Here is a 24,690-nt window from a genome sequence, read left to right as displayed (position 1 = left end):
GAAGGCGCCGGGGCGAGCTCGGGTGCGCCGTGCACTGTCTGCGGGATCTGCGGGGTGGCACGAGGCCGTGGGACGCGGTCGGGCACCGGGGCCCGGTGCCGGCAGCCGCGGGCCCTGGCGGTACCGGCCGCGGCTCCGCTGCGTACGCGTACCCGCCCTGGTAAGCGCAGGCCCCTGGCGGTACCGAGCGGGCCCCGTGCCCAGGGCCCACTCGGTACCGCCAGGTCCGCCGTCGTCTCAGCGGTCCAGGAGGGAGGGCACGGCACCCAGCAGGGTGCGGGTGTACTCCTCCTGGGGGTTGGCGAAGATCTCCTCGGTGGTGCTCAGCTCCAGGATCCTGCCGAAGTACATGACGGCGATCCGGTCGGAGACGTAGCGCACGGTGTTGATGTCGTGGCTGATGAACACCAGACCCAGGCCCAGGCTCGCCTTGAGGTCCTGCAGGAGGTTGAGCACCTGGGCGCGCACGGAGACGTCCAGGGCGCTCGTGGGCTCGTCGGCCACGATAATATCCGGGTCCAGGGCCAGGGCGCGGGCAATGGCCACGCGCTGGCGCTGCCCGCCGGAGATCTGCCGGGGCAGCACGTCCAGGGCGCTGGGCGGCAGGCCTACCAGGTGGAGCAGGTCGCGCACCTTGGCCTCGCGCTCCCTGGGGCTGCCGACGCCGTGGACGTTGAGCGGGTCAATGAGCGTGTCGTGCACGACCATGCGGGGGTTGAGCGCCGTGGCCGGGTCCTGGAAGACCATGGAGACCGAGCGCCCCAGGGCCCTGCGGTCGGACGCCCGGTGCCCCAGCCTCCTGCCCTTGAAGTAGACCTCGCCCGCGGTAGGCGCCTGGAGCCCCACCATGAGGCGGGCGGTGGTGGACTTCCCACACCCCGACTCCCCCACCAGGCCGAGGGTCTCGCCACGGCGCACAGTCAGGGAGACGTCGTTGACCGCGTGGACCTTGTCAGGCCGCAGGAGGCTGCCGGTGCGTGACTTGTGGACGACGTGGGCGCCACGCAGCTCGATAACGGGATCCTGCGGGGTCCAGGTGCTGTTCTTCTCCGGCATCAGTGGGCCTCCTCCTTGGCGAGGACCGCCTCAAGCTCAGGCGTGACGGCGTAGTAGTGGTTCTCCGCGCCGGCCACCGGCTTGAGGCTCGGACGGGTGTGGAGCCCGACGGTGGGGTGGTCCGAACGGGGGGCGAAGCGGTCGCCGTCGACGAACTCCGAGGGGCTGGGGACGGTGCCGCGCACCTGGTGGAGCCGGTTGGAACCGGACTCGATGGAGAGCACGGCGCCCAGCAGCCCCCGGGTGTACTCGTGGACGGGGTTGGTCAGCAGCTCGCTGGTGGGGGCCTGCTCCACCACCTGGCCGGCGTACATGACGGTGATGCGGTGGGCCAGCTTGGCCACCAGGGCCAGGTCGTGGGAGACGAACACCATGGCGAACCCGAGCTTCTCACGCAGCTCGTTGAGGAGGTCCACGACCTGCTTCTGGACGGTCACGTCCAGGGCGGTGGTGGGCTCGTCGGCAATGACCAGGCTGGGGTCACGGGTCAGGGCCATGGCAATGAGCACGCGCTGACGCTGCCCGCCGGAGAGCTCGTGCGGGTAGCTCCTCAGGGTGCGCACCGGGTCCAGCCCCACCAGCTCCAGGAGCTCCTCGGCGCTGCGGGTCCCGCCGCGGGAGGTGAGCTGCTTCATCTGGGAGCGGATGAGCATGGAGGGGTTCAGGGAGCTCAGGGCGTCCTGGTAGATCATGCTCATCTCGTGGCCGCGCAGGGCGTTGTGCTCCTCGGGGCTCATCTCCAGGAGGTTGCGGCCCTTGAAGAGGATCTGGCCGCGCATACGGGCGGTGGGGGGCAGCAGCCCCATGACCGCCATGGAGGTGATGGACTTCCCGCAGCCGGACTCCCCCACCAGCCCCATGGTCTCTCCGGGACGCACCGAGAAGGAGACGCGGTCCACGATATCGACGTCCCCGTGCTGGGCGGGGAAGGCGATGGACAGGTCCTTGACCTCCAGGACCGGCTCCTCGCCGCTGTCCTCGTAGACGAGGCGGTCACGGCGGGCCAGCTCGGCCACCCGCAGGGAGGCCAGGCGCTCAGCCAGGGGGACGTCCTCCACGGCGGGGACGCCCACCCCGGTCAGGGAGCTGACGTCCTGCCTGTCCCGGACCACCTCGCCCTGGGCCGTCCTGACGTGGGAGGCCACGGCGTCGGCGGCGTCGTCCCAGGCCTCCTGGGTCTCCATGGCCTCCTCGTCGGCCTGGACGTCGACCTTGACCCTGATGCGCGGGGAGGCCATGGCGTCGGTCAGCCCCTCGGAGAGGATATTGAGGCACAGGGTGGTGATGAGGATGAGCAGCCCGGGGAAGAAGGTGGGCCACCAGTGCCCGGACAGCAGCAGGGCCTTGCCCTCGGAGAGCATATTGCCCCAGGTGGGGGTGTTGGCGGACTGGATACCGGTACCGATAAAGGACAGCGAGGCCTCGAAGACGATGGCGTCGGCCACGAGCACGGTGGCGAACACCATAATCGGTGCGATGCAGTTGCGGGCCACGTGCTTGGCCAGGATCCACGGGACGGAGGCGCCCATCACCTTGGAGGCGGACACGTAGTCCTCACCGAACTGGGAGATGATATTGGCCCGCACCACGCGGGTGAGCTGGGGCACGTAGAGGATCGCGATGGAGATAATGATCACCGGCAGGATCGGCAGGCGCGTGGACATGGCCGACACCAGGACGGCCGCCAGGGCGATCCCGGGGAAGGACATGACGACGTCGAGCACGCGCATGAGGGTCTCGGAGATCCACTTGCGGGCCGTGGCGGCCACGGCCCCCAGGACGGCGGCCACGGCCAGGGCCAGGCCGGTGGCCGACAGCCCTACGACCAGGGAGACCCGGCCGCCGTAGACGGCGCGGGAGAAGATGTCTCGCCCGGTGGCGTCGGTGCCGAAGAGGTGGGACAGGGAGGGGGCCACGACCGGGTCGGAGGAGGTGACCTCACCGATGCCCTCGATGTAGGTGGTGCTCTGTCCCGCGGCCAGTCCCGTGGCCTTGGGGGAGTAGGGCGCGACCAGGGGTGCGAGGAGGGCGACGAGGGCGATGAGGCCCAGGACGACGACGGCGATCCTGGAGCCGGTCGGGAGCGCCTTCCAGCCCTGGAAGCGCTGCCCGGGGGCGGAGGCCCTCTCCAGCGTGCGACGGTGCAGCATCAGATGCTCCTGATTCGTGGGTTGACGAGGACGTAGAGCATGTCGACGACAATGTTGACGAGGATGAAGGCCAGCGCCACGGTGATGGACACGCCCTGGACGATATTGACGTCATTGCGGGTGATACCGTCGAAGATGAGCTGGCCCATGCCATTGATGTTGAAGATGATCTCGATGACGACGGCGCCGCCCATGGCGTAGCCGATACGCAGGCCCAGCACGGTCAGCGGGGTGATGAGCGCGTTGCGCAGCACGTTACGGGCCACCACCACGTGCTTGGGGATGCCCCCGCCGATGGCGGTGCGCACGTAGTCGCGGTCCAGCTCCTCGACCATGGCGGTGCGCACCACGCGGGTCAGGGACCCGGCGTTGGGCACGGCCACGGCCAGGGCCGGCAGGAAGATCTGGCGGACGTAGGTGCCCGGGTCGTCGCTGAAGGAGACCCAGTCGGAGACCAGGGCGGGGAAGGTCCCGGTGCCGCCGGGGACGTCGGAGAACCACTGGATGAGCAGCAGTGCCAGCCAGAAGGAGGGAGTGGCCAGGCAGGCGATGGAGATGACGCGGATGACCTGGTCAGGCCACCGGTCGCGGTAGAGGGCGGCGACGATGCCCAGGACGGTGGCCAGGATGACGGCGACGAAGATGCCGATAAAGGTCAGCTGGAGGGTGATGGGGAAGGCCGAGGAGACCAGGTCGGAGATCCTGACCCCGGTGAAGGAGGAGCCGAGGTCACCGTGGACCAGCCCCGTGAGGTAGTCCCAGTACCGCTGCAGGAGTGGGTCGTTGAGGTGGTGGGCGACTCGGTACTGCTCCAGGGCGTCCGCAGAGGCTGCCTCCCCCAGCGCCAGGCGCGCGGGGTCAGCCGATGAGAACGACATGACGACGAACACGAGAAGCGTCACACCCAGCACCATGACCGGCAGCGCGAGCAGGCGCCGTCCGATCAGGCGAATGAGGTTGGACACAGGAATGCTCCTTTGCTTCGGTGCCCCGCCACCTCAGGGGTGGCCGGCCGGTAGGTGCCCGGCCGGTGACGGTCGGGCGTACTCACCCTCCTATTGTCTGATGTCTGACGTCCGAATACAAGTCGGGGGCGCGTCACATGTGCGACGCGCCCCCGCTGGCTCCAGGCCTCCCGGCCAGGGCCCGGGTCAGGCCGTGGTCGATCCCACGTCCACGAAGGACAGGCCGGTCAGCGCGATCGGCTTGAAGCCGGACAAGGTCTGGGAGTCGTAGGCCGTGGGGGTCTTGCGGTGGAAGATCGGGTAGAGCGGCACGTCCTCGGAGAGCTTGTCGAAGATCTCCTGCCACTTGGCGACCTGCGCCTCACCCTCGAGCCTGACCGCCTCGTCCAGCAGGGCCTGGATGGCCGTGTAGGACTCCGAGCCCTTCCAGTGCATACGGGTCTCGGTCCACAGGTCGGTGCCGTACCACCAGCGCATGAGCAGGTCCGCGTCGTTGCCGAACACCGAGGGGTCACCCGGGGCGATGAGGACGTCCCAGGGCCCCTGGCTGCCGTCAATGAGCTGGTAGGCGTCCGCGGACTTCCTCTCGTCGTAGGCGACGCTCACCCCCAGGGCCTCCAGGTTCTCCTTGATAATCGGGCGGGCCGAGGAGAACCAGCCGTGGTTGGTGCACAGCAGGCTGAGGCTCGTCACCCCGGCCTCGGACAGGAGGGACTTGGCCTTGGCCGCGTCGTAGCCGTAGACCGTCTTGGCCTGCCTGAAGGCGGGGTGGCCGTCCTGGACGAAGCAGGTGGCGGGGGTGGCCAGCCCGGACATGCCGGTCTCGCAGATCTTGACGTAGTCCAGGGCGTACATCACCGCCTGACGGGCCTTGGGGTCAGAGAAGGTGGAGTGGTTGAACATGGCGAACAGGAGGCTGAAGCCCTGCTGGGCGGCCACGGTCACCGGGGCCTTCATCTGCTTGAGGTTGGCCGCGGGCACGGCGTCAATGGCCTGCACCTTGCTCGAGGTCATGGCGTTGGTGCGGGTGGTGTCGTCGGGCATGACCTTCCAGGTCATGGTCTTGGCCAGGGCCGGGTGGGGGCCGTTGTAGTGGTCGTTGCGCTCGAAGACGATGTTCTGGGAGGCGGCGCTGTTGTCCGTCATCTTGTAGGGGCCCGAGCCGGTGGGCATGAGGTCGAAGGCCTTGGCGTCGGCCTCGACGACGGCCTTGGGGACGATCTTGACCACGCTGAGGCGCTCGGCCACCAGCGAGAAGGGGTAGTTGAGCTTGATGGTGACCGTGGTGGCGTCCTTGGCCTCGACCTTGGCCACGAACTGCAGGAACTGGAGGTAGGTGGACTTGTTGGTGGGCTCGAGCACGCGCTCGAAGGAGAAGACGACGTCGTCGGTGGTCACCGCGGTGCCGTCGGAGAACTTGGCGCCGTCGCGCAGGGTGACCTCGTAGGTGGTGTCGTCCACCTTCTTGGGCAGCTCGGCGCCCAGGGCCGCGTAGACCTCGCGGGTGGCGGGGTGGAGCTCGGTCAGCCCCTCCAGGGTGTGCCAGTTGGCCGCGATGGTCAGGGCCGCGGAGGTGATCATGGGGTCGTAGCCGGTGGTGCCCAGCTCATACGAGATACCGGCGGTGATGGTGCCGTCCTTGTTGATCTTGGAGGGATCCGCCCCGGTGCCGGTGCCGGTGGGCTTCTGGCTGCCACCGCAGGCGGCCAGCGTCGCGGCGAGCCCGGCCGCCAGGCCCAGGGCCCCCGATACCTTGAGGAAGTCGCGGCGGGAGGCGGAAGCAGGTGAGATCGTCATTGAAGTTCTCCTGAAGTCGGACGTCTTATGTCTGACGTTGGTAGGATGACTGTAGCAGGCCCGAGGACGTCTGACCACCTGTCATATACTCCTGACCAGATGGTGGTTCAGGTCATACGGGCTTGGCGCGTCGGCACCCGACGCATCCTTAAACCGCGGTATAACAACGGAGTTACGATCACCATGATCCCTACGGAGACACCGGGCAGCGCCTACACCGTGCTCACGCATGCACCCACCACCCAGGCGGACACCGCCATCCAGGCGATCAAGGACTACATCCTGACCTCGCACCTGCAGCCGGGGGACTTCCTGCCCACGGAGTCCCAGCTGTGCACCGACCTGGGCGTGTCACGCTCCTCGGTGCGCGAGGCGGTGCGCACCCTGGTGGCCCTGGACATTGTCGAGGTCCGTCACGGGTACGGCATGTTCGTCGGCGACGTCTCCATGCGCCCCATGGTGGAGTCCCTGGTCTTCCGGGGGCTGCTGCACCCCGGTGACGACTACCGGGGCCTGCGCGACATCGTCGAGGTCCGCCTCACCCTGGACCTGGCCATCGCCGAGAGGGTGACGCAGGCCTGGAAGGGGCGCCAGGACCAGGCCCTGGAGTCCCTGGAGTCCCTGGTGACCCAGATGGAGGACCGTGCCGCCGCCGGGCACACCTTCGTCGAGCAGGACCGGGCCTTCCACAACCAGCTCCTGAGCCCGTTGGAGAACCACCTGTTCCGCCACCTCTCGGACGCCTTCTGGACGGTCCACACCCTGACGATCCCCCTCCTGGACGCCCCCCACCCCGCTGACATCATCACCACCGCCAGGGCCCACCGGGCCATGCTCGACGCCGCCCGGTCAGGGGACGTCAAGGCCTACCGCAGCGCCGTGGTGGAGCACTTCGAGCCCCTCCAGCGGGCCCTGGGCGAGGGGTGAGGCCCCTGCCAGCACCTGCTCGCTGAGGGCCGGGTAGGTCCCCGCCCGGGCCACCGCCAGGAGGTTGGTCCCCGGATCCTCGGGGACCAGGAGCCGCTCGACCCAGGCGTCACGGGCCGCCCCCAGGCCCCGGGCGAGCCAGGTGGTACTGACCTCCTCCATGGCGTGGGTACCACCGGGGAAGACGTGGAGCTCAGCCACCCCGCCGTCACGCCACAGGGCGCTGGCCAGGGCCACCACCTCGTCGCGGAAGGGCTCGGCCGAGGCCACGGACAGGAAGACCGGCGGCAGGTCGCCGAGCCAGGTGGCCCGGGCCGGGGCCTCGTAGGGACTGACGGCCCCGGTCCCCCGCCGCTGGCCCAGGGCCGCCTCCCAGGCGACGTTGTTGTAGGCCGAGGGCCAGGTGCCCTGGTGCAGGTACTGGAGCCCGGAGACCGACCCGTCCTCCTGGCCGGTGCGGTCGTCCAGCATGGGGTAGTCAGCCAGGGCCCCCAGGACCTGGGGCCCGTGGCGGTCGCGCGCCATGAGGAGGACCCCCAGTGCCAGCCCCCCGCCCGCGCTGGCCCCCACCAGGACGACCCGCCCAGGGTCGGCTCCCAGGGCGGCGGCGTTGTCCACGGCCCAGCACACGGTGGCGTAGCAGTCCTCCACCGCGGTCGGGGACAGGGACTCGGGGGCCAGACGGTACTCCGGGCTGACGACGACGCCCCCGTAGCGGCGCATCCAGGGCACCACCGTGCGCAGGCCGCTGTAGCGGCTGCCCATGACCAGCCCGCCCCCGTGGAGGGAGACAAAGAGCGGGCCGGGCTCCTGGGCCGGCAGGCCGTCACCGGGCCCCTGGGCCGGCAGGCCGTCACCGGGCTCGTCACCACCGGGATCCTGGGCCAGTGGGCCGTCACCGGGCCTGTGGGCTGGCAGGCCGTCACGGCGCCCGGGGTCACCGTGCCTGGAGTCGCCACCGTGCCCGGGGTCACCGCGGCGGCCGGTAGCCGGGCCCTCCCCCTGGGCCCCGTCGTCGGCCCCCCGCGCCCCGTCGCGCAGGACGGCTACCGGTATCTCGACGCCGTCAAAGGAGGTCAGGTGGTCCTCGGTCAGGTCGGTCCCGGGGTGGGCGCTGCGGAAGGCGGCCCGGGAGTCCTCCACGGGGGAGCGCCAGGCCGGGAGGTTGTCCACGGTCATCTCGCGCCAGAAGCCCAGCGGCTCGAGCGCGGCCAGGACCGCGGCGGTCGCGCTGTCGTAGGGAGGACGGGGCAGGTCGTCGCGGGTAGGACGTACCGGGGTACCAGACACAGGGGAACTATGGCACACCCCCGCTCCCCTCCCCCACCGCGGGCCCGCGCCAGGCCCCGGCGTCGCCGTCCTTAGGGGCCCCGTCCCCACGACGGGGCCTTACCGGATCCCGTCCACGTAGCCGGGGGCTCGGCACCCGAGGAGGGCTCGAGCCGCACCCCCGGATCCCCGTCCACGTAGCTGGGCCCGTGCCGACGGCGGACCACCTCGCGGCCCAGGCCCCGCCCCGACAGGATCCGCCGGGCCGCCAGCTCGCAGTAGGCCTCCTCAATCCCAGGCCCCGCCCCCGCGGCAGGGCCCGCACGGTGCCCACGGGCGGAGAGGGCTACCGCGAGCTGGTCGCCGACCTGCGGCAGGGCCCGCACGGCGCCCGTCCGCACCCACCCGGCGCCGACGACTTCACCCACAGCACACGCAAGGGTGAGAATGCGGTGGTCAACCTCCTGCTCCTCCACAAGGAAGCCCTATGTCTCGTCCCACCGCGGCCCCCGCCGTCAAGGATCCGGTCGACGCCGTCCCGGCGGTCAAGCGTCTTGCGGTCCTGTCCGTCCAGCACGTCCTGGCCTTCTACGCCGGGGCCGTGATCGTCCCCCTGGTCATCTCCCAGGGGCTGGGCCTGGACGACGCCACCACGATCCACCTCATTAACGCCGACCTGTTCACCTGCGGCATTGCCACCATCGTCCAGTCCGCCGGGCTCGGCCCCAGGATCGGGGTGCGGCTGCCCCTCATCCAGGGCGTCACCTTCACCGCCGTCTCCCCGCTCATCGCCATCGGCCTGGCGGCCTCCCCGGGAGCGGGTGGGACCGCGGGCCTGGCCGCCATGTACGGCTCGATTATCGTCGCCGGCCTGGCGACCTTCCTCGCGGCGCCCTTCTTCGCCAGGCTGCTGCGCTTCTTCCCCCCGGTGGTCACCGGCACCCTCCTGACCGTCATGGGCACCACCCTGCTGAGCGTCTCCGCCGGGGACATTGTCAACTGGGGCACCTACGCCCCCCAGGGCTCCAGCAGGTCCGACGTCGCCTGGTTGACCATCAAGGGCCTCCTGTACGCCCTGGGCACCATTGCCACGATCGTCCTCGTCCAGAGGGTCTTCAAGGGGTTCATGGGGACCATCTCGGTCCTCGTCGGCCTGGTCGCCGCCACCACCGTGGCCTGGGCGCTGGGAGACACCGACTTCTCCCAGGTGTCCCAGGCCGACGCCGTGAGCGTGACCACACCCTTCTTCTTCGGCGTACCGGCCTTCCCCCTGACCGGTATTGTCTCCATGCTCATTGTGATGGCAGTCACGGCCGTGGAGACCACCGGGGACGTGTTCGCCACCGGTGAGATCGTGGGCAGGCGCATTACCTCACGGCACATTGCCGCCGCCCTGCGTGCCGACGGGCTGTCCACCGTGCTCGGCGGGGTGCTGAACTCCTTCCCCTACACCTGCTTCGCGCAGAACGTGGGCCTGGTGCGCCTCACGCAGGTCAAGTCCCGCTGGGTGGTCACCGCCGCGGGCGCCATTATGATCGTCCTGGGAGTGCTGCCCAAGGCCGGTGCCGTCGTCGCCGCCATCCCCACACCGGTCATTGGCGGGGCGAGCCTGGTGATGTTCGCCAACGTCGCCGTCGTGGGCCTCCAGACCCTGGCCAAGGTCGACCTGCACGACAACCGCAACGCCACGATCGTGTCCACCTCCATCGGCCTGGCCCTGCTGGTGACCTTCAAGCCGGACATGGCCACCATGGTCCCCGACTGGCTGGCCATCCTGTTCGGCTCGGGGGTGACCATCGGCTCCATCACCGCCATTGTGCTCAACCTGCTCTTCTTCCACGTCGGCCGCCAGGCGGGACCGGACGTGGCCGTGGTCAGGGGCCGGGCGGTGAGCCTGGAGGAGGTCAACGCCATGGACCAGGCCACCTTCGTGGAGGCCTTCGGCAGCATGTACGTGGGCGCCACCTGGCCGGCTGAGCGCGTGGCCGGGCAGCGTCCCTTCACCTCCGCGGCCGAGCTGCGCCAGGCCTTCGAGGACGTGGTCCTGACCGCCTCCCCCACCGAGCAGGAGGCCCTCATGGCCGGCTACACCGACATCGTGGACCTCCTCCTGAGCCAGGACGCCCCCGGGGGCGACCAGCAGGCGCACATGGACACCGCCTCCCTGGCCCTGGGGGAGCTCGACGACGCCCAGGCGGCCGAGCTGCGCGCCCTGGGGTCCGCCTACCACGAGAGGTTCTCCCGCCCGCTGGTCATGTGCGTCTCACGGGTGGCCAACCGCGAGACGCTCATGGCGCGGGGCTGGGCCAGGGTGGAGTCCTCACCCGCCCGCGAGGCCAGGGTGGCCCTGGGCGAGGTCATTGACATCGCCGACGAGCGCTTCGACGTCCTCATGGCCGACGCCAACCCTGTCCGCTCCGCCTGGGTGCGGAGCCTGGAGCAGCTCGACTGACGGCACGGCGCCTGCAGCCGGCGGGGCCGGGTGGCACAGCGCCACCCGGCCCCGCCGTCGAGGGGATCAGGCGACGTCGCTACCGGCCTCGTCCTGGGCCTGACCGGTGACCAGCTCGGAGACGGACTTCCCCAGGAAGGTCTTGACCAGGGCGTCCACCTGGGGCAGGACCGAGGCGCCCATCTGGGTGACCTTGCCCGCACCATCGGCGGAGACCACGGTCAGGCCGTCAATGGCGCTCATGGGCTCCGCGTAGGCGCGCACCACGTCGGGCAGGATGTCCAGGGCCTGCTTGGCCTTGGCGGCCTCACCGTAGAGCTCCATGGCCTCGGCCATCGCCTTGGTGGCCCCGGCCTCGGCGGCACCCTTGGCGGCGGTCGCAGCCGCCTCGGCCTTGCCTCGGGCCTCCACGGCATCGGCCTCGGCGCGGGCGGTCAGGGCCGTGGCCTCGGCGCGGGCGGCGGCGTCCAGGCGCACCCGCTCAGACCCGGCCTGGGCCTCCAGGCGCACCCGTTCGGCCGCGGCCTGGGCCTCCAGGCGCACTCGCTCGGCCGCGGCCTGGGCGGCAGCGACCTGCTCGGTCCTGGTCGCCGCCGCGGCCTGCTCACGCTGGTAGCGGGCGGCGTCAGCAGGCTTGCGGACCTCGGTGTCCAGCTCACGCTCACGCAGCTCGGCCTCGGCCTGGGCGGTGGCACGCTTCTCCTCGGCGATCTCACGGTCCTTGCGGGCCTTGGCCAGGGGCGCGGCGGCCTGGGCCTCGGCGGCGGCGGTGTCCATCTCCTTCTTCAGGGCGGCCTTGGCCACCTCCAGGTCACGGTTGGCCTCCGCGATAGCCTTCTTGCTGGTGGCCTCGGCCTCGTTGGCAATGCGGTCGTTACGGGCTTTGGCCACCCGCGCCTCCTGCAGGACACGCTCCTGCTCAGGCTGGCCCAGGGCGGCAATGTAGCCCCGGTCGTCCTCAATGCGGTTGACCTGCAAGGTGTCAATGACCAGGCCCATGACCGCCAGGGCCGACTCGGCGCCCTCCAGGACCTGCTGCTGAAGAAGGGCCCGGTCGGAGATGAGGTCGGAGACCGTCATATTGCCGACGATGGAGCGCAGCGTCCCCTCCAGGGCCTCGGTGGCGGCCCGGGCGATGGCGGCGTCGGCCTGGGCCACACCCAGGAAGCGCTGGGCGGCCGCCCGGATCGCGGCCTCGTTGTCCCCGACCTTGATAGCGGCGACGGCGCCTACCGAGACATTGATCTTATTGGCGTCCTCACCGGTGACCGACAGCGCCACGGTCTGCTGGGTCATGGGCAGGAACTGGATACGCTGGAAGATCGGCCAGACGAAGTCCCGACCACCGGGCAGGATAATGGTCACGTCCCCTGTCTTGGCGCTACCGGAGACCAGTCCCACCTCGTTGGACTGGATGACCACGAAGCGTGAGGCAACGAACCACGACAGGAGGAGGACGAGGAGGACAATACCAAGCCCGCCGAAAAAGAGTGTTCCAATAGACTCCATGTGTGCTCCTTGTGTGATGAGAGTCGTATTCTAGCAACCGACAAGCAATAAGGGTAGGGGCCGCAGTGTGTGTCGCGGGAGACCGCTCCGCCCCCGTGGCCGGGACACTGACGTCATAAGGTCGTACTGCGCGTGTCGCGGAAGACCGCAGGAACAGGGGCCAGGGTCTGTGGCACTTGAAAGAGGCCGAGGAGCGGAGCCGCTCGGAAAGGAAGGGGCCCCGAGGAGGACAGGGCCCTCTGACACGATCAGGTTCCCGACCACGAGGTACAAGAGAGGTCCCTAGGAGGGCAGGGCTCTCAGATTGGTCACGACGACGCCGTCCTGGGCCGTGGCGGTCACCGTGACCATGGCGCCGGACCTCAGGTCCGTCTCACCGGTGGCAGTGAGCTGGTACTGGTCCCCGCGGGGGGAGACGACCAGGACCTTGCCTGTGGTGCCGCGCCACCACAGGACACGGGCGTCGGCCCCAATGAGCTCCTCGGTCTGGGGCAGGGCGCGTACGGCGGTGGCTACCCGCCGCAGACGGTGCCACCCCCAGACGGTCCCGACGGCGCTGGCCAGCCCCACCGAGGCGGCAACGGCCATGAGGACGGGGTCAGTCAGACCGGTCAGGGAGACCCCGATCAGGCCAATGGCTCCGGTGGCGCCCAGTCCTGTGGCCAGGGCCGGGGTGACCCCGTCGAAGAGGAAGCTCAGGAAGTCGTCCAGGATGCTGGTGAGCACCAGGAGGCCTAGGCCTGTCGCGAGAAGACAGATGAACACGAGCGTCATGCGAACCTCTGGGACGGGACCGGTGTGGTGCCCATAATCATAGTGCCATGGTGACCGCTGGCACAGGCCCGCGGCACCAGTACCCCACAGACCAGCAGCGTGCAGGCGCCCGGGGCCAACGCACCACCTCCCGCCCTGCCGCCTGGTCCCGGACCTTCCTGCCCCGGGACCAGGCGGGAGGGCGCCACCCCTGGGCGTTGATCTTGATGCCCCGGGCCCCTGCCTCGGGACCAGGCGGGAGGGCGTGATCGGGGCTGGACCGCCCCGACGCCCTGGAGCCCTGCCCCGGGACCAGGCGGGAGGGCGGGACCAGGGCGCGCGACACCCTCGTCACCCGGACCGCAGCGAGACCATCCCGGCCGCCGTGGGGCCAGGGAGTGCGTCGCGGAGTCTAGACGGGCGCGACAATATCCACCCAGACGAGGACCACCGCCATGACAATGAGGAGCCCGAAAACCACCTGGCCAATGGGCAGGAGCCGGGCGGTGTCCACCGGCCCGGGGTCAGGGCGCCCGTGGGCCAGCGCCCAGCGCCGGCGGGCCCCCTCCCACAGGGCTCCCGCCACGTGCCCGCCGTCAAGCGGCAGGAGGGGGATGAGGTTGAAGGCGAAGAGGGCCAGGTTGAGCGAGCCCAGCAGGCCGAGCATGGAGGAGATACGCACCGACAGGGGCACGGTGGCGGGCCCCGCGCTGGAGACCTCCCCCGCGATCCGGCCCATGCCCACCACGCCGACCACGCCGTTGGTGCTGCGCTGCTCGTGCCCCAGCCCGGCGGATACCGCGTGGTAGAGCCCTGAGGGGAGGGTGACAATGGCCTTGACGGTGCTGGTGACGGCCCCGGCCAGGACCCCCGGCAGCTCGGAGGGTGCCACCCGCACCCTCCCGGCGGTCGGCGAGATCCCTACGTAGGGCCGTAGCCGGGTCACAGGGGCCCCGTCAGCGTTGGTCACCGCCCGCCCGGAGGCGTCGTAGACGGTTCGCTCCACCTGGGTGGCGGTGACCTGGAGGGGGATCTCCTTGCCGTCACGCTCGACCACCACGGTGGTCGGGGCGGTGCCGGAGGCCGCGATCTGGGCCTGGACGTCCTTCCAGGTACGTACCGGGGTACCGTTCCAGGACCGGATCGTGTCCCCGACCTGTATCCCGGCCGCCAGGGCGGGGCTGGTGGGGTCGCTCGCCAGGCACTGGTCCGTGGTCTCCACGTTGGCGGGGAGGCACTGCGCCACCGTGGAGACCGTGGTGGTGTAGCCCATCTGGCCCATGACGCCCAGGGACACGGCCAGCAGGAGGATCCCCAGGACGAGGTTGGTCAGGATGCCCCCCGCCATGACCGTGAGCTTGCGGGGCACGCTCAGACGGTAGAAGGCCCGGTCCTCCTCACCGGGGGTGATCTCCTCCAGGGCCTCGGCACGCGACTCGGCCACCATGCCCGGGCTGCCGTCCTTGCGGCGCCTGTCAGGACGGGCCGGGTTCTCCGGAGGCAGCATGCCCACGAGCTTGACGTACCCGCCCAGCCAGATGGCCTTGATGCCGTACTCCGTCTCACCGCGGCGGAAGGACCACAGCCTGGGCCCGAAGCCGATGAAGTACTCGGGGACCTTGACCCCGAAGCACTTGGCCGGGATCATGTGCCCCAGCTCATGGAGGGCCACGGACAGGCCGATCCCGATAATGAGGACAACGATCCCGAGGACGTAGGCGAGGTTCACGTGGTCATCTCCTGTCTGACGGGGTGCTGCTACGGCGGGCGATAATCTCCTCGGCGCGCTGACGGGCCCACCGCTCCACGGACAGGACGTCCTCAAGATCCGGGTCGGTCAGCCCCTCGTGCTCATTGACGACGGAGGCGTCCACCTCCACGATATCCAGCCACTCCAGGCGCCCTGCCAGGAAGGCCGCCACGGCCTGCTCGTTGGCCGCGTTGAGGACGGCGGGGTGGGTGGCGGAGGCGCGCACGGCCTGCCGGGCCAGGGACACGGCCGGGAAGGTCTCCTCGTCCAGGGGCTCAAAGTCCCAGGAGAGGGGGGCCGCCCAGCTGTTGGGGGTGACCAGGCCGCCCAGGTCGGGACGCGCGGGCCAGGTCAGCCCCAGGGCGATCGGTAGGCGCATGTCCGGCGGGGAGGCCTGGGCGATGGTGGCGCCGTCGGTGAACTCCACCATGGAGTGGACGACGGACTGGGGGTGGACCACCACGACGATGTCGTCGGCAGGGACGTCAAAGAGCAGGTGGGCCTCAATGAGCTCCAGGCCCTTGTTGACCAGGGTGGAGGAGTTGACGGTGACGACCGGGCCCATGGCCCAGGTGGGGTGGTTCAGCGCCTGGGCGGCGGTGACCCCCGCCAGGTCGGCTCGGCCGCGCCCGCGGAAGGGGCCCCCTGAGGCGGTCAGGACCAGGCGCCGTACCTCGGAACGACCGGTAACAGTGGGGCTGGTGAGCCCCTTCTCGTGGCGGCCGCTGGCCAGGGCCTGGGCGATCGCCGAGTGCTCGGAGTCCACCGGGACCACCTGCCCGGGGCGAGCCAGTGCCGCCCTGACCAGGGCCCCGCCCACCACCAGGGACTCCTTGTTGGCCAGGGCCAGGCGGGCCCCGCTGCGCAGGGCCGCCAGGGTCGGTCCCAGGCCCACGGAGCCGGTGACGCCGTTGAGGACCGTGTCCCCTTCCTGCTCCACCCCGGTGGCCTCGACGAGCTCGGCGGCAGCCTGCGGTCCGGTCAGGACGGTACGAACCGGATCCGGTCGTCCTAGCCGTAGCGCCGCGTGGGCGAGCTCGTGACGGAGACGCTCCGCTACGTCGTCGGCCTGCGAGGCGACGGCGAGGACAGGAACCCGGAGACGAACCGCCTGCTCCGCCAGGAGAGGAAGGCGTCCTCCGCCAGCTGCCAGACCTGCCACCTGGGGAGCGAGGCCGTCAGCCGCCAGGCGCTCGACCACCTCCAGGGCCTGGGTGCCGATCGAGCCGGTAGAGCCCAGGAGGACCAGACGGCGCGTCCCCACCTCCGCGCCCTCCCTGGTGCGACTACTCATGACAGCCCCTCTCACTCCACCGACAGGAGGACCTCGACGACACGGGCCAGGTAGCGGTCCACACTGGCCTCGTCGTAGGCGTTCCGGCCACGGGCCCGGGTGAAGGTAGCCCCCCGTACCTCCGTGGAGGTGAGCTTAGCCTCTGAGTCGAAGTAGGCGGCGACACGCTCCATGAGGTCGTCGACCTCCTCACGGCTGTAACCGTCCTTGGCGGGGGCGAACCGTTCCCCGGCCGGACGCAGGAGGCGGGGGTAGAGGGTGGTGGCGAGCTGGGCCACCTGGCTCATCCAGGCCTCACGCCCCTCGTTGGCCACGAAGTTCTGACGTTTGCGCTGGAGGAAGGCGGTCTCCAGGCGGTCCAGGGCGGCGTCCACGGCGTCGGGGTCGTAGCCCCCGCGCACAATGTCGAAGGCGACGGTCCGTACGCCCTCGGAGTCCATCTCCTCGAACTCCCCGGCGTCGTAGATCTCGTGGGCGGTCGTGAAGTAGCGGTCCACCTGCTCACGCTGGTACCCCGGCCGCAGGCGTGAGGCCCTGGGGAACATGTCGCTCATCTGCTCCTCCTGGAACTTTTCTGGTTGAGCGCCTCGGTGGCCAGCTGGCCGCAGGCGCCGTCGATGTCGCTGCCGCGCGTGTCCCGCACGGTGGTCGTAACGCCCGCGGCCCGCAGGGTCTCCACGAAGGTCTCCTGCGCCGCCGGGGTGGAGGCCGTCCAGATAGAGCCCGGGGTGGGGTTGAGCGGGATGGGGTTGACGTGCGCCCACCCCCTGCCCCGGCGGCCCAGCTCGTCGGCTAGGAGCTGAGCGCGCCAGGCGTGGTCGTTCATGTCCTTGATGAGGGCGTACTCGATGGAGACCCTCCGCCCGGTGGCCTGGAAGTAGTCGTAGGCGGCGTCCAGGAGCTGACCGACCTTCCACTTGGAGTTGACCGGGATGAGGGCGTCGCGTAGCTCGTCGTCCGGGGCGTGCAGGGACACCGCCAGGGTCACCGGCATCCCCTCCCCCGCCAGACGCCTGATGAGGGGGACCAGGCCCACGGTGGAGACGGTGATGCTGCGGGCGCTCATCCCGAACCCCTCAGGAGCGGGGTCGATGAGCCGGTGGAGGGCGGCGATGACGTTCCTGTAGTTGACCAGGGGCTCGCCCATGCCCATAAAGACCACGTTGGACAGGCGGGAGGGTCTGCCCCCCAGCCCACCGGCGGCCGAGACCTGGGCGGCGTGGCGCACCTGCTCCACGATCTCGGCGGTGGACAGGTTGCGGGTCAGCCCCATCTGGCCGGTGGCGCAGAAGGGGCAGGCCATGCCGCAGCCCACCTGGCTGGAGACGCACAGGGTGGTGCGGTCCCGGTAGCCCATGAGGACCGACTCCACCCGCACGCCGTCATGCAGCTCCCACAGCTCCTTGACGGTGCGCCCCCCGTCAGCCTTGAGCGCGACCACCTCGTGGATGAGGTCGGGCAGGAGCTCGGCGGCCAGCTGCCCGCGCTGGGCGGCGGGCAGGTCCGTCATGTCAGCGGGGTCCCGCGTGAACCGGGTGAAGTAGTGGCGCGACAGCTGGTCAGCGCGGAAGGCCGGCAGGCCCACGGCCCGCAGGGCCGACTTGCGCCCAGCCAGGTCCAGGTCCGCCAGGTGCCTGGGGGCCTTGCCCCGGGTAGGGGGTACGGCGAGGGAGAGCCTTGGTCTGGCGTCGGGACTCCTGGCCCCTTCCGGCGGCTGGTCCGTGGGCATGACCTGCACCCCATCGGGCACGGGGCGGCGCAGCACGAGGCCCTGGGGGCCGCGGCGTGCGGAGAAGGTGCTCACGGGCGGTAGGTTCCTTCCAGTTAAGAGGCGCTTGAAGCGGCGGGGAGGACGGATCCTGCCCTGCCAGGGGCGGCGGAGCGCTCACCAGGCGGCGAGGCTGAAAAGGTAGACGAGGGGCGCGGTCACCAGGATCGAGTCCAACCGGTCCAGGATGCCACCGTGGCCGGGCAGCAGGGTACCCATGTCCTTGAGTCCCAGGTCTCGCTTGAGGAGCGACTCCCCCAGGTCCCCCAGGGTGGCCACCACCACCACGCAGGCACCCAGGACGGCGCCCGCCCACGGTGGCCCGTCCAGTACCCACACGCACAGCACGCCCACGGCGACCGTGGCCACCATGGAGCCCGTGAAGCCCTCCCACGACTTCTTGGGCGAGACCGATGGGGCCATGGGGTGCCGGCCAAAGGTGATACCAGCCAACCACCCGCCGGTGTCATTGGCCACCGGAAGGGCGAAGAGCGTAATGACCTTGCCGACCCCGTGGTCCTGGCGTACCAGCAGCAGGGCGAAGGAGGCCAGGAGCGGCAGGTAGGTGGCGGCCAGGACGGAGGCGGAGGCGGCTACCGAGCGCGCGCGGCGGACGGCGTCGTGCGCGTCGGTACGAGGGACGTCGTGCCCGGAGACCTCCAGCACGGTACCGGTCTCAGCCTCCGCCTGGTCCAGGAAGCACCACAGGACGCAGGCCCCGGCGGTGGCCAGGTAGGCGCCGAGGGCCGCCTCCGCCCCGACGTTCCAGGCGCAGACGGCTGAGCCGACCGTGCCCAGCCACAGAGGGGCCAGAGGCAGGCGGATGCGTTTGCGGGCCAGGGCCCCGGCCAGCTCCCACAGGGCGGCACAGACCGCGACCACCACCAGGCCGACGAAGAAGACCCTGTCGATGAGCAGCGAGGCCAGGATCACGGAGATAAGCAGCGCGGCTACCCCGACGGCGGCAGGCAGGTTGCGCCCTGCCCGCCCGGTGGAGGGCAGGGGGGCGTGGTTGCGTGTCGGCGGCGGGGTCAGCAGCGTTCTCAGGACGGTCACGGTCGGCAGCAGGGGGTCGGGGCGGGGGCAGCGGCGGGGCTCAGACCTCTAGGAGCTCGGCCTCCTTGGCGGCCAGGGCGGCGTCGACCTGCTCGACGAAGCGCCTCGTCAGGGAGTCCAGCTCGTGCCCGGCGCGCTTGACGTCGTCCTCACCGGCCTCCCCGTCCTTCTTGATGGTCTCAAGCTCCTTCTTGGCCTTGCCCCGGATACCGCGGATCTGGACCCGGGACTCCTCGGCCCGGGTCCGGGCCAGCTTGACGTAGTCCTTACGACGCTCCTCGGTGAGCGCCGGCAGGGTAACGCGGATGACGGTACCGTCATCAGTGGGGTTGACCCCCAGGTCCGACTCGCGGATGGCGGTGGTGATTGCCTTCATGGCCGAGCGGTCGAAGGGGCTGACGAGCACGGTGCGGGCCTCGGGGATGGTCAGGGAGGCCAGCTGCTGGAGGGGCGTGGGGGCGCCGTAGTAGTCCACCATAATGCCGTTGAACATGGCAGGGTTGGCGCGACCGGTGCGGATGGCGGCGAGCTCGCCCCTGGCGGCCTCCAGGGCACGCTCCATCTTGTCCTCGGCCTCAAGCATGACGTCTTCGATCATTGGTCTTCCTTGCACTGGTGGTTGGTAGGTGGGACCGCGCCGGGCGCGGGAAGTTGAGGGTGGTGGCAGGTGGGGCCACCGAGGTCGGGGCTCAGGCCTCGCCGGTGACCGACACGAGGGTACCGATCTTCTCCCCGAGCAGGGCCCGGGTAATGTTCCCACGTCCGCCCATGCCGAACACCCGCATGGTCAGGCCGTTGTCACGGCACAGGGCGAAGGCGGAGGCGTCCAGGACCTGGAGCCCCTCGCTCAGGGCCCGGTCGTAGGAGAGGCGCTCCAGCCTGACGGCGTCGGGGTGGGTACGCGGGTCGGCGGTGTAGACCCCGTCCACCCCGTTCTTGCCTACCAGGAGCTCCTCGCAGTGGGTCTCCAGGGCACGCTGGGCCGAGACGGTGTCGGTGGAGAAGTAGGGCAGGCCCGCCCCCGCCCCGAAGACCACCACGCGCCCCTTCTCCATGTGACGGATGGCACGTAGCGGGATGTAGGACTCGGCGACCTGCCCCATGGCGATCGCGGTCTGGACCCGGGCGGGCACGCCTGCCTGCTCAATGAAGTCCTGCAGAGCCAGGGCGTTCATGACGGTGCCGAGCATGCCCATGTAGTCAGCCCGGGCGCGGTCCATCCCCCGGGAGGAGAGCTCGGCACCGCGGAAGAAGTTGCCTCCGCCGACGACGACAGCCACCTGGACCCCCTGGAGCACGGCCTGGGCGATCTGCCGGGCGGCGTCGGAGACGACATCGGCGTCCAGCCCCACGCTGCCGCCTCCGAAGACCTCACCAGAGAGCTTGAGCAGGACACGACGCGGACGGCGCGACGTATCGGTCTGGGGGGTCTGAGTCATGACGGGTCTCCTTACGTCAGTCCGCGGCCTGGGGTACGGTCGCGCGCACGCTCGCGCTCGCACTACCTGTCAGAGACTACCTGGTTGACCGCCGTCATCACGGACGGGAGGCCACCCGTCGTCTGGCCGAAGGAGGTCCCCCGAACCGGTGGATGAAACCCCAGCCAGCCACTAGGCTACGTGAAGGCACTCACAGTCGAGCGCCGTCCCTACCGCAGGAGCCTACCCATGACCCTCTACCCCTTACTGCTGCCAGCAGCATCCTCCATCCGCCTGGACGCCCGCTGGTACGACTACTTCCCCATCGTCATCTACTTCGGCTTCGTCATCGCCGTGGGCTTCATGGCCAAGATGCGAACCTCCTCCTCCAACGAGTTCCTCACCTCGGGCCGCTCCCTGCCCGCCTGGGTGACCGGCATCGCCTTCGTCTCGGCCAACCTCGGCGCCGTGGAGATCATGGGCATGTCCGCCAACGGGGCGAAGTACGGCCTGCCGACCTTCCACTACTTCTGGATCGGCGCCATCCCGGCCATGCTGTTCCTGGGGCTGGTCATGATGCCCTTCTACTACGGCTCCAAGGTCCGCTCCGTGCCGGAGTTCATGCTCAAGCGCTACGGCAGCACGGCGCACCTGATCAACGCGATCGCCTTCGCCCTGGCCCAGCTGCTCATCGCCGGGGTCAACCTCTTCCTGCTGGGCTCGATCATCAACCGCCTGCTGGGCTGGCCGCTGTGGGTGGCGCTGGTCGTGGCCGCCGTCATCGTCTTCTCCTACATCAGCCTAGGCGGGCTGTCGGCGGCCATCTACAACGAGGTCCTGCAGTTCTTCGTCATTATCGTGGCCCTACTCCCCCTGACCCTGCTGGGCCTGCACCGGGTGGGCTGGTGGGAGGGGCTCACCGAGAAGGTCACCCAGGCGGTGTCCGGGGCCCAGGGCACCTACGCCGACCCCGCCGCCCAGCTCCACTCCTGGCCCGGTCTGCTCCTGTCCGGCTTCGGCTCCCCCGTCCTGTCGGTGATCGGCATCGTCTTCGGCCTGGGCTTCGTGCTCTCCTTCGGCTACTGGACCACCAACTTCGTGGAGGTGCAGCGCGCCATGGCGGCGGACTCCATCTCCTCGGCGCGCTCGGCCCCGATCATCGGCACCTTCGCCAAGATGCTGGTCCCGTTCCTGGTGATCATCCCCGGCATGGTGGCAGCCGTCCTGGTCAGGGAGGTCATCGACCTCAAGCAGCTGACCATCGCGGGCACCGAGGCCCCGGCAGGCAGCGCCACCTACAACGACGCCGTCCTGCTGCTCATGCGTGACGTGCTGCCCAACGGGCTCCTGGGCCTGGCGATCACCGGCCTGCTGGCCTCCTTCATGGCCGGTATGGCAGCCAATATCTCCGCCTTCAACACGGTGTTCACCGTGGATCTCTACGAGGGCTACATCAATAAGAAGGCCGATGACGCCACCTACCTGAGGATCGGGCACCTCGCGACGGCGTTCGCCACTATCACCGCCATCCTCACGGCGTTCATCGCCTCCAAGTTCGAGAACCTCATGGACTACCTCCAGCAGCTGTTCTCCATGTTCAACGCTCCGCTCTTCGCGACCTTTATCGTCGGCATGCTCTGGAAGCGGGCGACGGCGACCGCGGGCTGGATCGGCCTGGTCTCAGGGACCCTGGCGGCGCTGACCCTCAATATCCTGCACTGGACGCACCTGCTGAACCTCCCGGGCCAGGGCCTGGCCTTCCTGGCGGCAGGTGCGGCCTTCACCACGGACCTGGTGGTGACGGTGGTGGTCTCGCTGGTCACCAGGCCCAAGCCTGACTCCGAGCTCGTCGGCTTCGTCTACTCCCTGACCCCCAAGGAGCACCGCGCCGACCCCAAGAGCGCCGAGCTCGCCTGGTTCCGCCAGCCGGTCCCCCTGGCGATCTGCTCGGCCACCCTCGTCCTCCTCCTCAACACCATCTTCCACTGACCAGGGAGACAGCTATGAACACGTTCCTCAAGGTCCTCGCGGACATCCGCACCGTCATCGCCGCCGTGCTCGGCATTATCGGCGTGTACCTGCTCCTGTGCTCAGCCTTCCTCAACGGTCCTGACGAGAACGCCAAGACCGGCGGGGTCAACGCCAACCTGTGGGCCGGTATCGCCCTGCTCGTCATCGCCGGCTCCATGGCAGCCTGGTGGCTCCTCTCCCCCGAGGGCGAGAGCGGCGACGAGAACATCACCGGCATGGACGAGAAGACTATTAAGAAGATCGTCCACGAGGGGATCTAGCACGCGAGATCCGGGGGGCCCGCCAGGAGGTCACCAGACTGCCCACGGGAACGTCCCCCACCTCGTGAACGTGCCTGTGGGCGGCGCTGTCACGCACCGCCCACAGGCACGCCCCGTCTCGGGGCCGGTATCAGGGGACCTGCCTCAGGCACCCACGCGGAAGCGCACGAAACCGGTCAGCTCACCGCCGGTAGCCTTGACGACCTTGCCGACCGTGGTCTTGGGGTCCTTGGCGTAGGCCTGGTCCAGCAGGACGTTCTCCTTGAAGAAGCCGTTCAGGCGTCCCTCGACGATCTTGGCGATGGCCTTCTCGGGCTTGCCCTCGGCGCGGGTGACCTCCTCGGCAATGGAGCGCTCCTTGTCCACGGTCTCAGCCGGGACGTCCTGGCGGCTGAGGTAGGCCGGGGAGTAGGCGGCGACGTGCATGGCGACGTCGTGGGCCACCTGGGCGGCCGCGGCGTCGGTGCCCACCAGCACGCCCACCTGGGCGGGCAGGTCGGGGTTGGTGCGGTGCAGGTAGAGCTCCACCTGCGGCGCGGTCAGGCGGGCCAGGCGGCGCACGACGATCTTCTCGCCAATGACGGCCTGCATGGAGTCGGTGAGGTCCTTGACGCTGGTGCCGTCGACCTCGACCTCGGCCAGCGCCTCGGCGCTCTGGGCGTCAGAGGCCAGGGCGGCGGCGAGGACCTTGTCGGCGTAGTCCAGGAACTTCTGGTTCTTGGCCACGAAGTCGGTCTCGGCGTTGATCTCGACAAGGACGCCCACCTGGCCCTGGGCCTCATCGACGACCTTGGCGACAATGAGCCCGGCGGAGGCGGAGCGGCCCTCGCGCTTGGCAATGCCCTTGAGTCCCTTGACGCGGATAATCTCAATGGCCTTCTCAATGTCGCCGTCGGCCTCGTCGAGCGCCTTCTTGACGTCGAGCATGCCGGCGCCGGTCTTCTCGCGCAGCGCCTTAATGTCAGCAGTGGTGTAGTTCGCCATGGATATCTCCTGGTGATCGTGGAGTTGACGGACGAAGTATTGGGGCTCAGGCCTGCTCGGAGGCGGCCTTCTCCGTGGCCTCGGAGGTACCGGAGAGGAGCTCGGCCTCCCACTCGGGCAGGGGCTCGTCCTCGGGGGTCCCGGCGGACTCCTTGGCACCCGTGCGGCCCCGGCCCGCGGCGGGGTCAAGCAGCCCGGCCGCCACGGCCTCGGCCACCACGCGGGTCAGCAGCTCGACGGAGCGGATGGCGTCGTCGTTGCCGGGGATGCCGTAGGTGACCTCGTCAGGGTCGCAGTTGGTGTCGAGGATCGCGATGACCGGGATTCCCAGCTTCTTGGCCTCGGCAACGGCCAGGTGCTCCTTCTTGGTGTCCACCACCCAGACGGCGGCGGGCAGCTTGGCCATGTCGCGGATTCCGCCCAGGGTGCGGGAGAGCTTGTCCTTCTCCCGACGCATCATGAGCAGCTCCTTCTTGGTGCGGCCGGAGCCGGCCACGTCGTCAAAGTCGATCTGCTCAAGCTCCTTCATGCGGTCCAGGCGGGCGTGCACGGTGGAGAAGTTGGTGAGCATACCGCCCAGCCAGCGCTGGTTCACGTACGGCATACCCACTCGCTGGGCCTGCTCGGCCACGGCGGCCTGCGCCTGCTTCTTGGTGCCCACGAAGAGGATGTTCCCACCACGGGCGACGATCTCCTTGACAAAGTCATAGGCGGCGTTAATGCCGTCCACCGACTGCTGAAGGTCGATAATGTAGATGCCGTTGCGCTCGGTGAGGATGAAGCGCTTCATCTTAGGGTTCCAGCGGCGGGTCTGGTGCCCGAAGTGGACACCGCTCTCGAGGAGCTGGCGCATGGTCACGACTGCCATGACGGTCCTTTCGTGTGGTCCCGGGAGGTTGCCCGGGCCACGGTCTCTCTGGGACCGACGGCGCCGCCGTCCCGTGGCGGGGACCTGACGCCGGGGTCCGGGGGCTGGTTTCTTCCCTGCCGTCACCCGTGCGGGACGGGTGGGACGACCCCGACGCCGACGGGGCGGTACCGGGTACGGGCCTGGTGCCTGCGACGCGCAGCCACCCGGCTGGGCCGGGACCACGGCTGCGTCATCCGAGAGGACGTCCTGTCAGGCCCACCAGGTACTGGTGGGCCTCGCAGGTGCGGGCACGCGTAGTCAACGCACTGGGAGCTGTCGATCCAAGATGACAGGCAGCACGCTGCGGCGTGAGGGTATCACAGCCTCTCAGGACGGCGCCT

General features: G+C 69.7%; 21 protein-coding genes. 4 read left to right on the top strand and 17 right to left on the bottom strand.

From position 1 onward, the window contains the following. Positions 1-237: 237 nt before the first annotated feature. The 4 genes from C3V41_RS00790 to C3V41_RS00775 form a co-directional block, all read right to left on the bottom strand. Complete coding sequence (locus C3V41_RS00790) at positions 238-1,056, bottom strand: ATP-binding cassette domain-containing protein (RefSeq protein ID WP_106108693.1); 819 nt, start codon at positions 1,054-1,056, stop codon at positions 238-240. After that, positions 1,056-3,206 carry a dipeptide/oligopeptide/nickel ABC transporter permease/ATP-binding protein gene (locus C3V41_RS00785; protein WP_106108692.1) on the bottom strand — a complete coding sequence of 717 codons (2,151 nt, stop codon included), beginning with the start codon at positions 3,204-3,206 and terminating at the stop codon, positions 1,056-1,058. The genes C3V41_RS00790 and C3V41_RS00785 overlap by 1 nt, the downstream gene beginning before the upstream one ends. Continuing rightward, positions 3,206-4,171 (bottom strand): ABC transporter permease, encoded by a 966-nt coding sequence (locus C3V41_RS00780; RefSeq protein WP_106108691.1) that lies wholly within the window; start codon positions 4,169-4,171, stop codon positions 3,206-3,208. Before C3V41_RS00780 ends, C3V41_RS00785 begins: the two co-directional genes overlap by 1 nt. Positions 4,172-4,357: 186 nt before the next feature. After that, complete coding sequence (locus C3V41_RS00775) at positions 4,358-5,968, bottom strand: ABC transporter substrate-binding protein (RefSeq protein ID WP_106108690.1); 1,611 nt, start codon at positions 5,966-5,968, stop codon at positions 4,358-4,360. A 183-nt stretch (positions 5,969-6,151) separates the two neighbouring features. On the opposite strand from C3V41_RS00775, the gene C3V41_RS00770 reads away from it, so the two are divergent. Continuing rightward, positions 6,152-6,895, top strand: a complete 744-nt coding sequence (locus C3V41_RS00770) for a FadR/GntR family transcriptional regulator (protein ID WP_106108689.1) — start codon at positions 6,152-6,154, stop codon at positions 6,893-6,895. Here the strand turns inward: C3V41_RS00770 and C3V41_RS00765 are convergent. Together C3V41_RS00765 and C3V41_RS00760 are read right to left on the bottom strand one after the other, a co-directional pair. Beyond that, positions 6,818-8,185 carry an alpha/beta hydrolase gene (locus tag C3V41_RS00765; protein WP_254423629.1) on the bottom strand — a complete coding sequence of 456 codons (1,368 nt, stop codon included), beginning with the start codon at positions 8,183-8,185 and terminating at the stop codon, positions 6,818-6,820. The genes C3V41_RS00770 and C3V41_RS00765 overlap by 78 nt on opposite strands. Before the next feature lie 71 nt (positions 8,186-8,256). Continuing rightward, positions 8,257-8,592: a hypothetical protein gene (locus tag C3V41_RS00760; protein ID WP_129591439.1), complete on the bottom strand. Its 336-nt coding sequence runs from the start codon at positions 8,590-8,592 to the stop codon at positions 8,257-8,259. Positions 8,593-8,651: 59 nt separating this feature from the next. Between C3V41_RS00760 and C3V41_RS00755 the strand changes: the two genes are divergently transcribed. Continuing rightward, entirely contained in the window at positions 8,652-10,616 is a 1,965-nt protein-coding gene (locus C3V41_RS00755; RefSeq protein ID WP_106108687.1) for a solute carrier family 23 protein, read from the top strand. A gap of 66 nt (positions 10,617-10,682) precedes the next feature. Here the strand turns inward: C3V41_RS00755 and C3V41_RS00750 are convergent, their stop codons facing one another. The 9 genes from C3V41_RS00750 to pyrH form a co-directional block, all read right to left on the bottom strand. Continuing rightward, entirely contained in the window at positions 10,683-12,125 is a 1,443-nt protein-coding gene (locus tag C3V41_RS00750; protein ID WP_106108686.1) for an SPFH domain-containing protein, read from the bottom strand. Positions 12,126-12,407: 282 nt separating this feature from the next. Further along, complete coding sequence (locus C3V41_RS00745; RefSeq protein WP_129591438.1) at positions 12,408-12,899, bottom strand: nodulation protein NfeD; 492 nt, start codon at positions 12,897-12,899, stop codon at positions 12,408-12,410. A 391-nt stretch (positions 12,900-13,290) separates the two neighbouring features. Then, positions 13,291-14,607, bottom strand: coding sequence for a M50 family metallopeptidase (locus tag C3V41_RS00740; RefSeq protein ID WP_106108684.1), 1,317 nt, complete (start codon positions 14,605-14,607; stop codon positions 13,291-13,293). A 4-nt stretch (positions 14,608-14,611) separates the two neighbouring features. Beyond that, complete coding sequence (dxr, locus tag C3V41_RS00735) at positions 14,612-15,922, bottom strand: 1-deoxy-D-xylulose-5-phosphate reductoisomerase (protein WP_106108683.1); 1,311 nt, start codon at positions 15,920-15,922, stop codon at positions 14,612-14,614. An 11-nt stretch (positions 15,923-15,933) separates the two neighbouring features. Next, positions 15,934-16,476, bottom strand: coding sequence for a DivIVA domain-containing protein (locus tag C3V41_RS00730; RefSeq protein ID WP_106108682.1), 543 nt, complete (start codon positions 16,474-16,476; stop codon positions 15,934-15,936). Continuing rightward, complete coding sequence (gene rlmN / locus C3V41_RS00725; protein WP_441299711.1) at positions 16,473-17,726, bottom strand: 23S rRNA (adenine(2503)-C(2))-methyltransferase RlmN; 1,254 nt, start codon at positions 17,724-17,726, stop codon at positions 16,473-16,475. The genes C3V41_RS00730 and rlmN overlap by 4 nt, the downstream gene beginning before the upstream one ends. Positions 17,727-17,807: 81 nt before the next feature. Then, positions 17,808-18,746 carry a phosphatidate cytidylyltransferase gene (locus C3V41_RS00720; protein ID WP_254423628.1) on the bottom strand — a complete coding sequence of 313 codons (939 nt, stop codon included), beginning with the start codon at positions 18,744-18,746 and terminating at the stop codon, positions 17,808-17,810. Between the two features lie 40 nt (positions 18,747-18,786). Beyond that, positions 18,787-19,344, bottom strand: a complete 558-nt coding sequence (gene frr / locus C3V41_RS00715; RefSeq protein WP_106108681.1) for a ribosome recycling factor — start codon at positions 19,342-19,344, stop codon at positions 18,787-18,789. A 91-nt stretch (positions 19,345-19,435) separates the two neighbouring features. Further along, the gene (pyrH, locus tag C3V41_RS00710) at positions 19,436-20,185 is read right to left on the bottom strand and encodes a UMP kinase (RefSeq protein WP_106108680.1); all 750 of its coding nucleotides are present in this window, start codon (positions 20,183-20,185) and stop codon (positions 19,436-19,438) included. A gap of 228 nt (positions 20,186-20,413) precedes the next feature. Between pyrH and C3V41_RS00705 the strand changes: the two genes are divergently transcribed. Both C3V41_RS00705 and C3V41_RS00700 read left to right on the top strand, forming a co-directional pair. After that, positions 20,414-22,153 carry a sodium:solute symporter family protein gene (locus C3V41_RS00705; protein ID WP_106108679.1) on the top strand — a complete coding sequence of 580 codons (1,740 nt, stop codon included), beginning with the start codon at positions 20,414-20,416 and terminating at the stop codon, positions 22,151-22,153. 14 nt (positions 22,154-22,167) lie between these two features. Continuing rightward, entirely contained in the window at positions 22,168-22,455 is a 288-nt protein-coding gene (locus tag C3V41_RS00700; protein ID WP_106108678.1) for a hypothetical protein, read from the top strand. A gap of 144 nt (positions 22,456-22,599) precedes the next feature. Here C3V41_RS00700 and tsf read toward each other — a convergent pair whose 3' ends face one another. Both tsf and rpsB read right to left on the bottom strand, forming a co-directional pair. Continuing rightward, positions 22,600-23,439 (bottom strand): translation elongation factor Ts, encoded by an 840-nt coding sequence (gene tsf / locus C3V41_RS00695; RefSeq protein ID WP_106108677.1) that lies wholly within the window; start codon positions 23,437-23,439, stop codon positions 22,600-22,602. A 46-nt stretch (positions 23,440-23,485) separates the two neighbouring features. After that, positions 23,486-24,307, bottom strand: a complete 822-nt coding sequence (gene rpsB, locus C3V41_RS00690; protein WP_106108676.1) for a 30S ribosomal protein S2 — start codon at positions 24,305-24,307, stop codon at positions 23,486-23,488. Between the last annotated feature and the right edge of the window lie 383 nt (positions 24,308-24,690).

Origin of the sequence: Actinomyces sp. oral taxon 897, assembly GCF_002999235.1 — a bacterium.
Taxonomy (GTDB): Bacteria; Actinomycetota; Actinomycetes; order Actinomycetales; family Actinomycetaceae; genus Actinomyces.
Note: the sequence above shows the minus strand (reverse complement) of the source record. Positions and strands in the feature narration are given on the sequence as shown.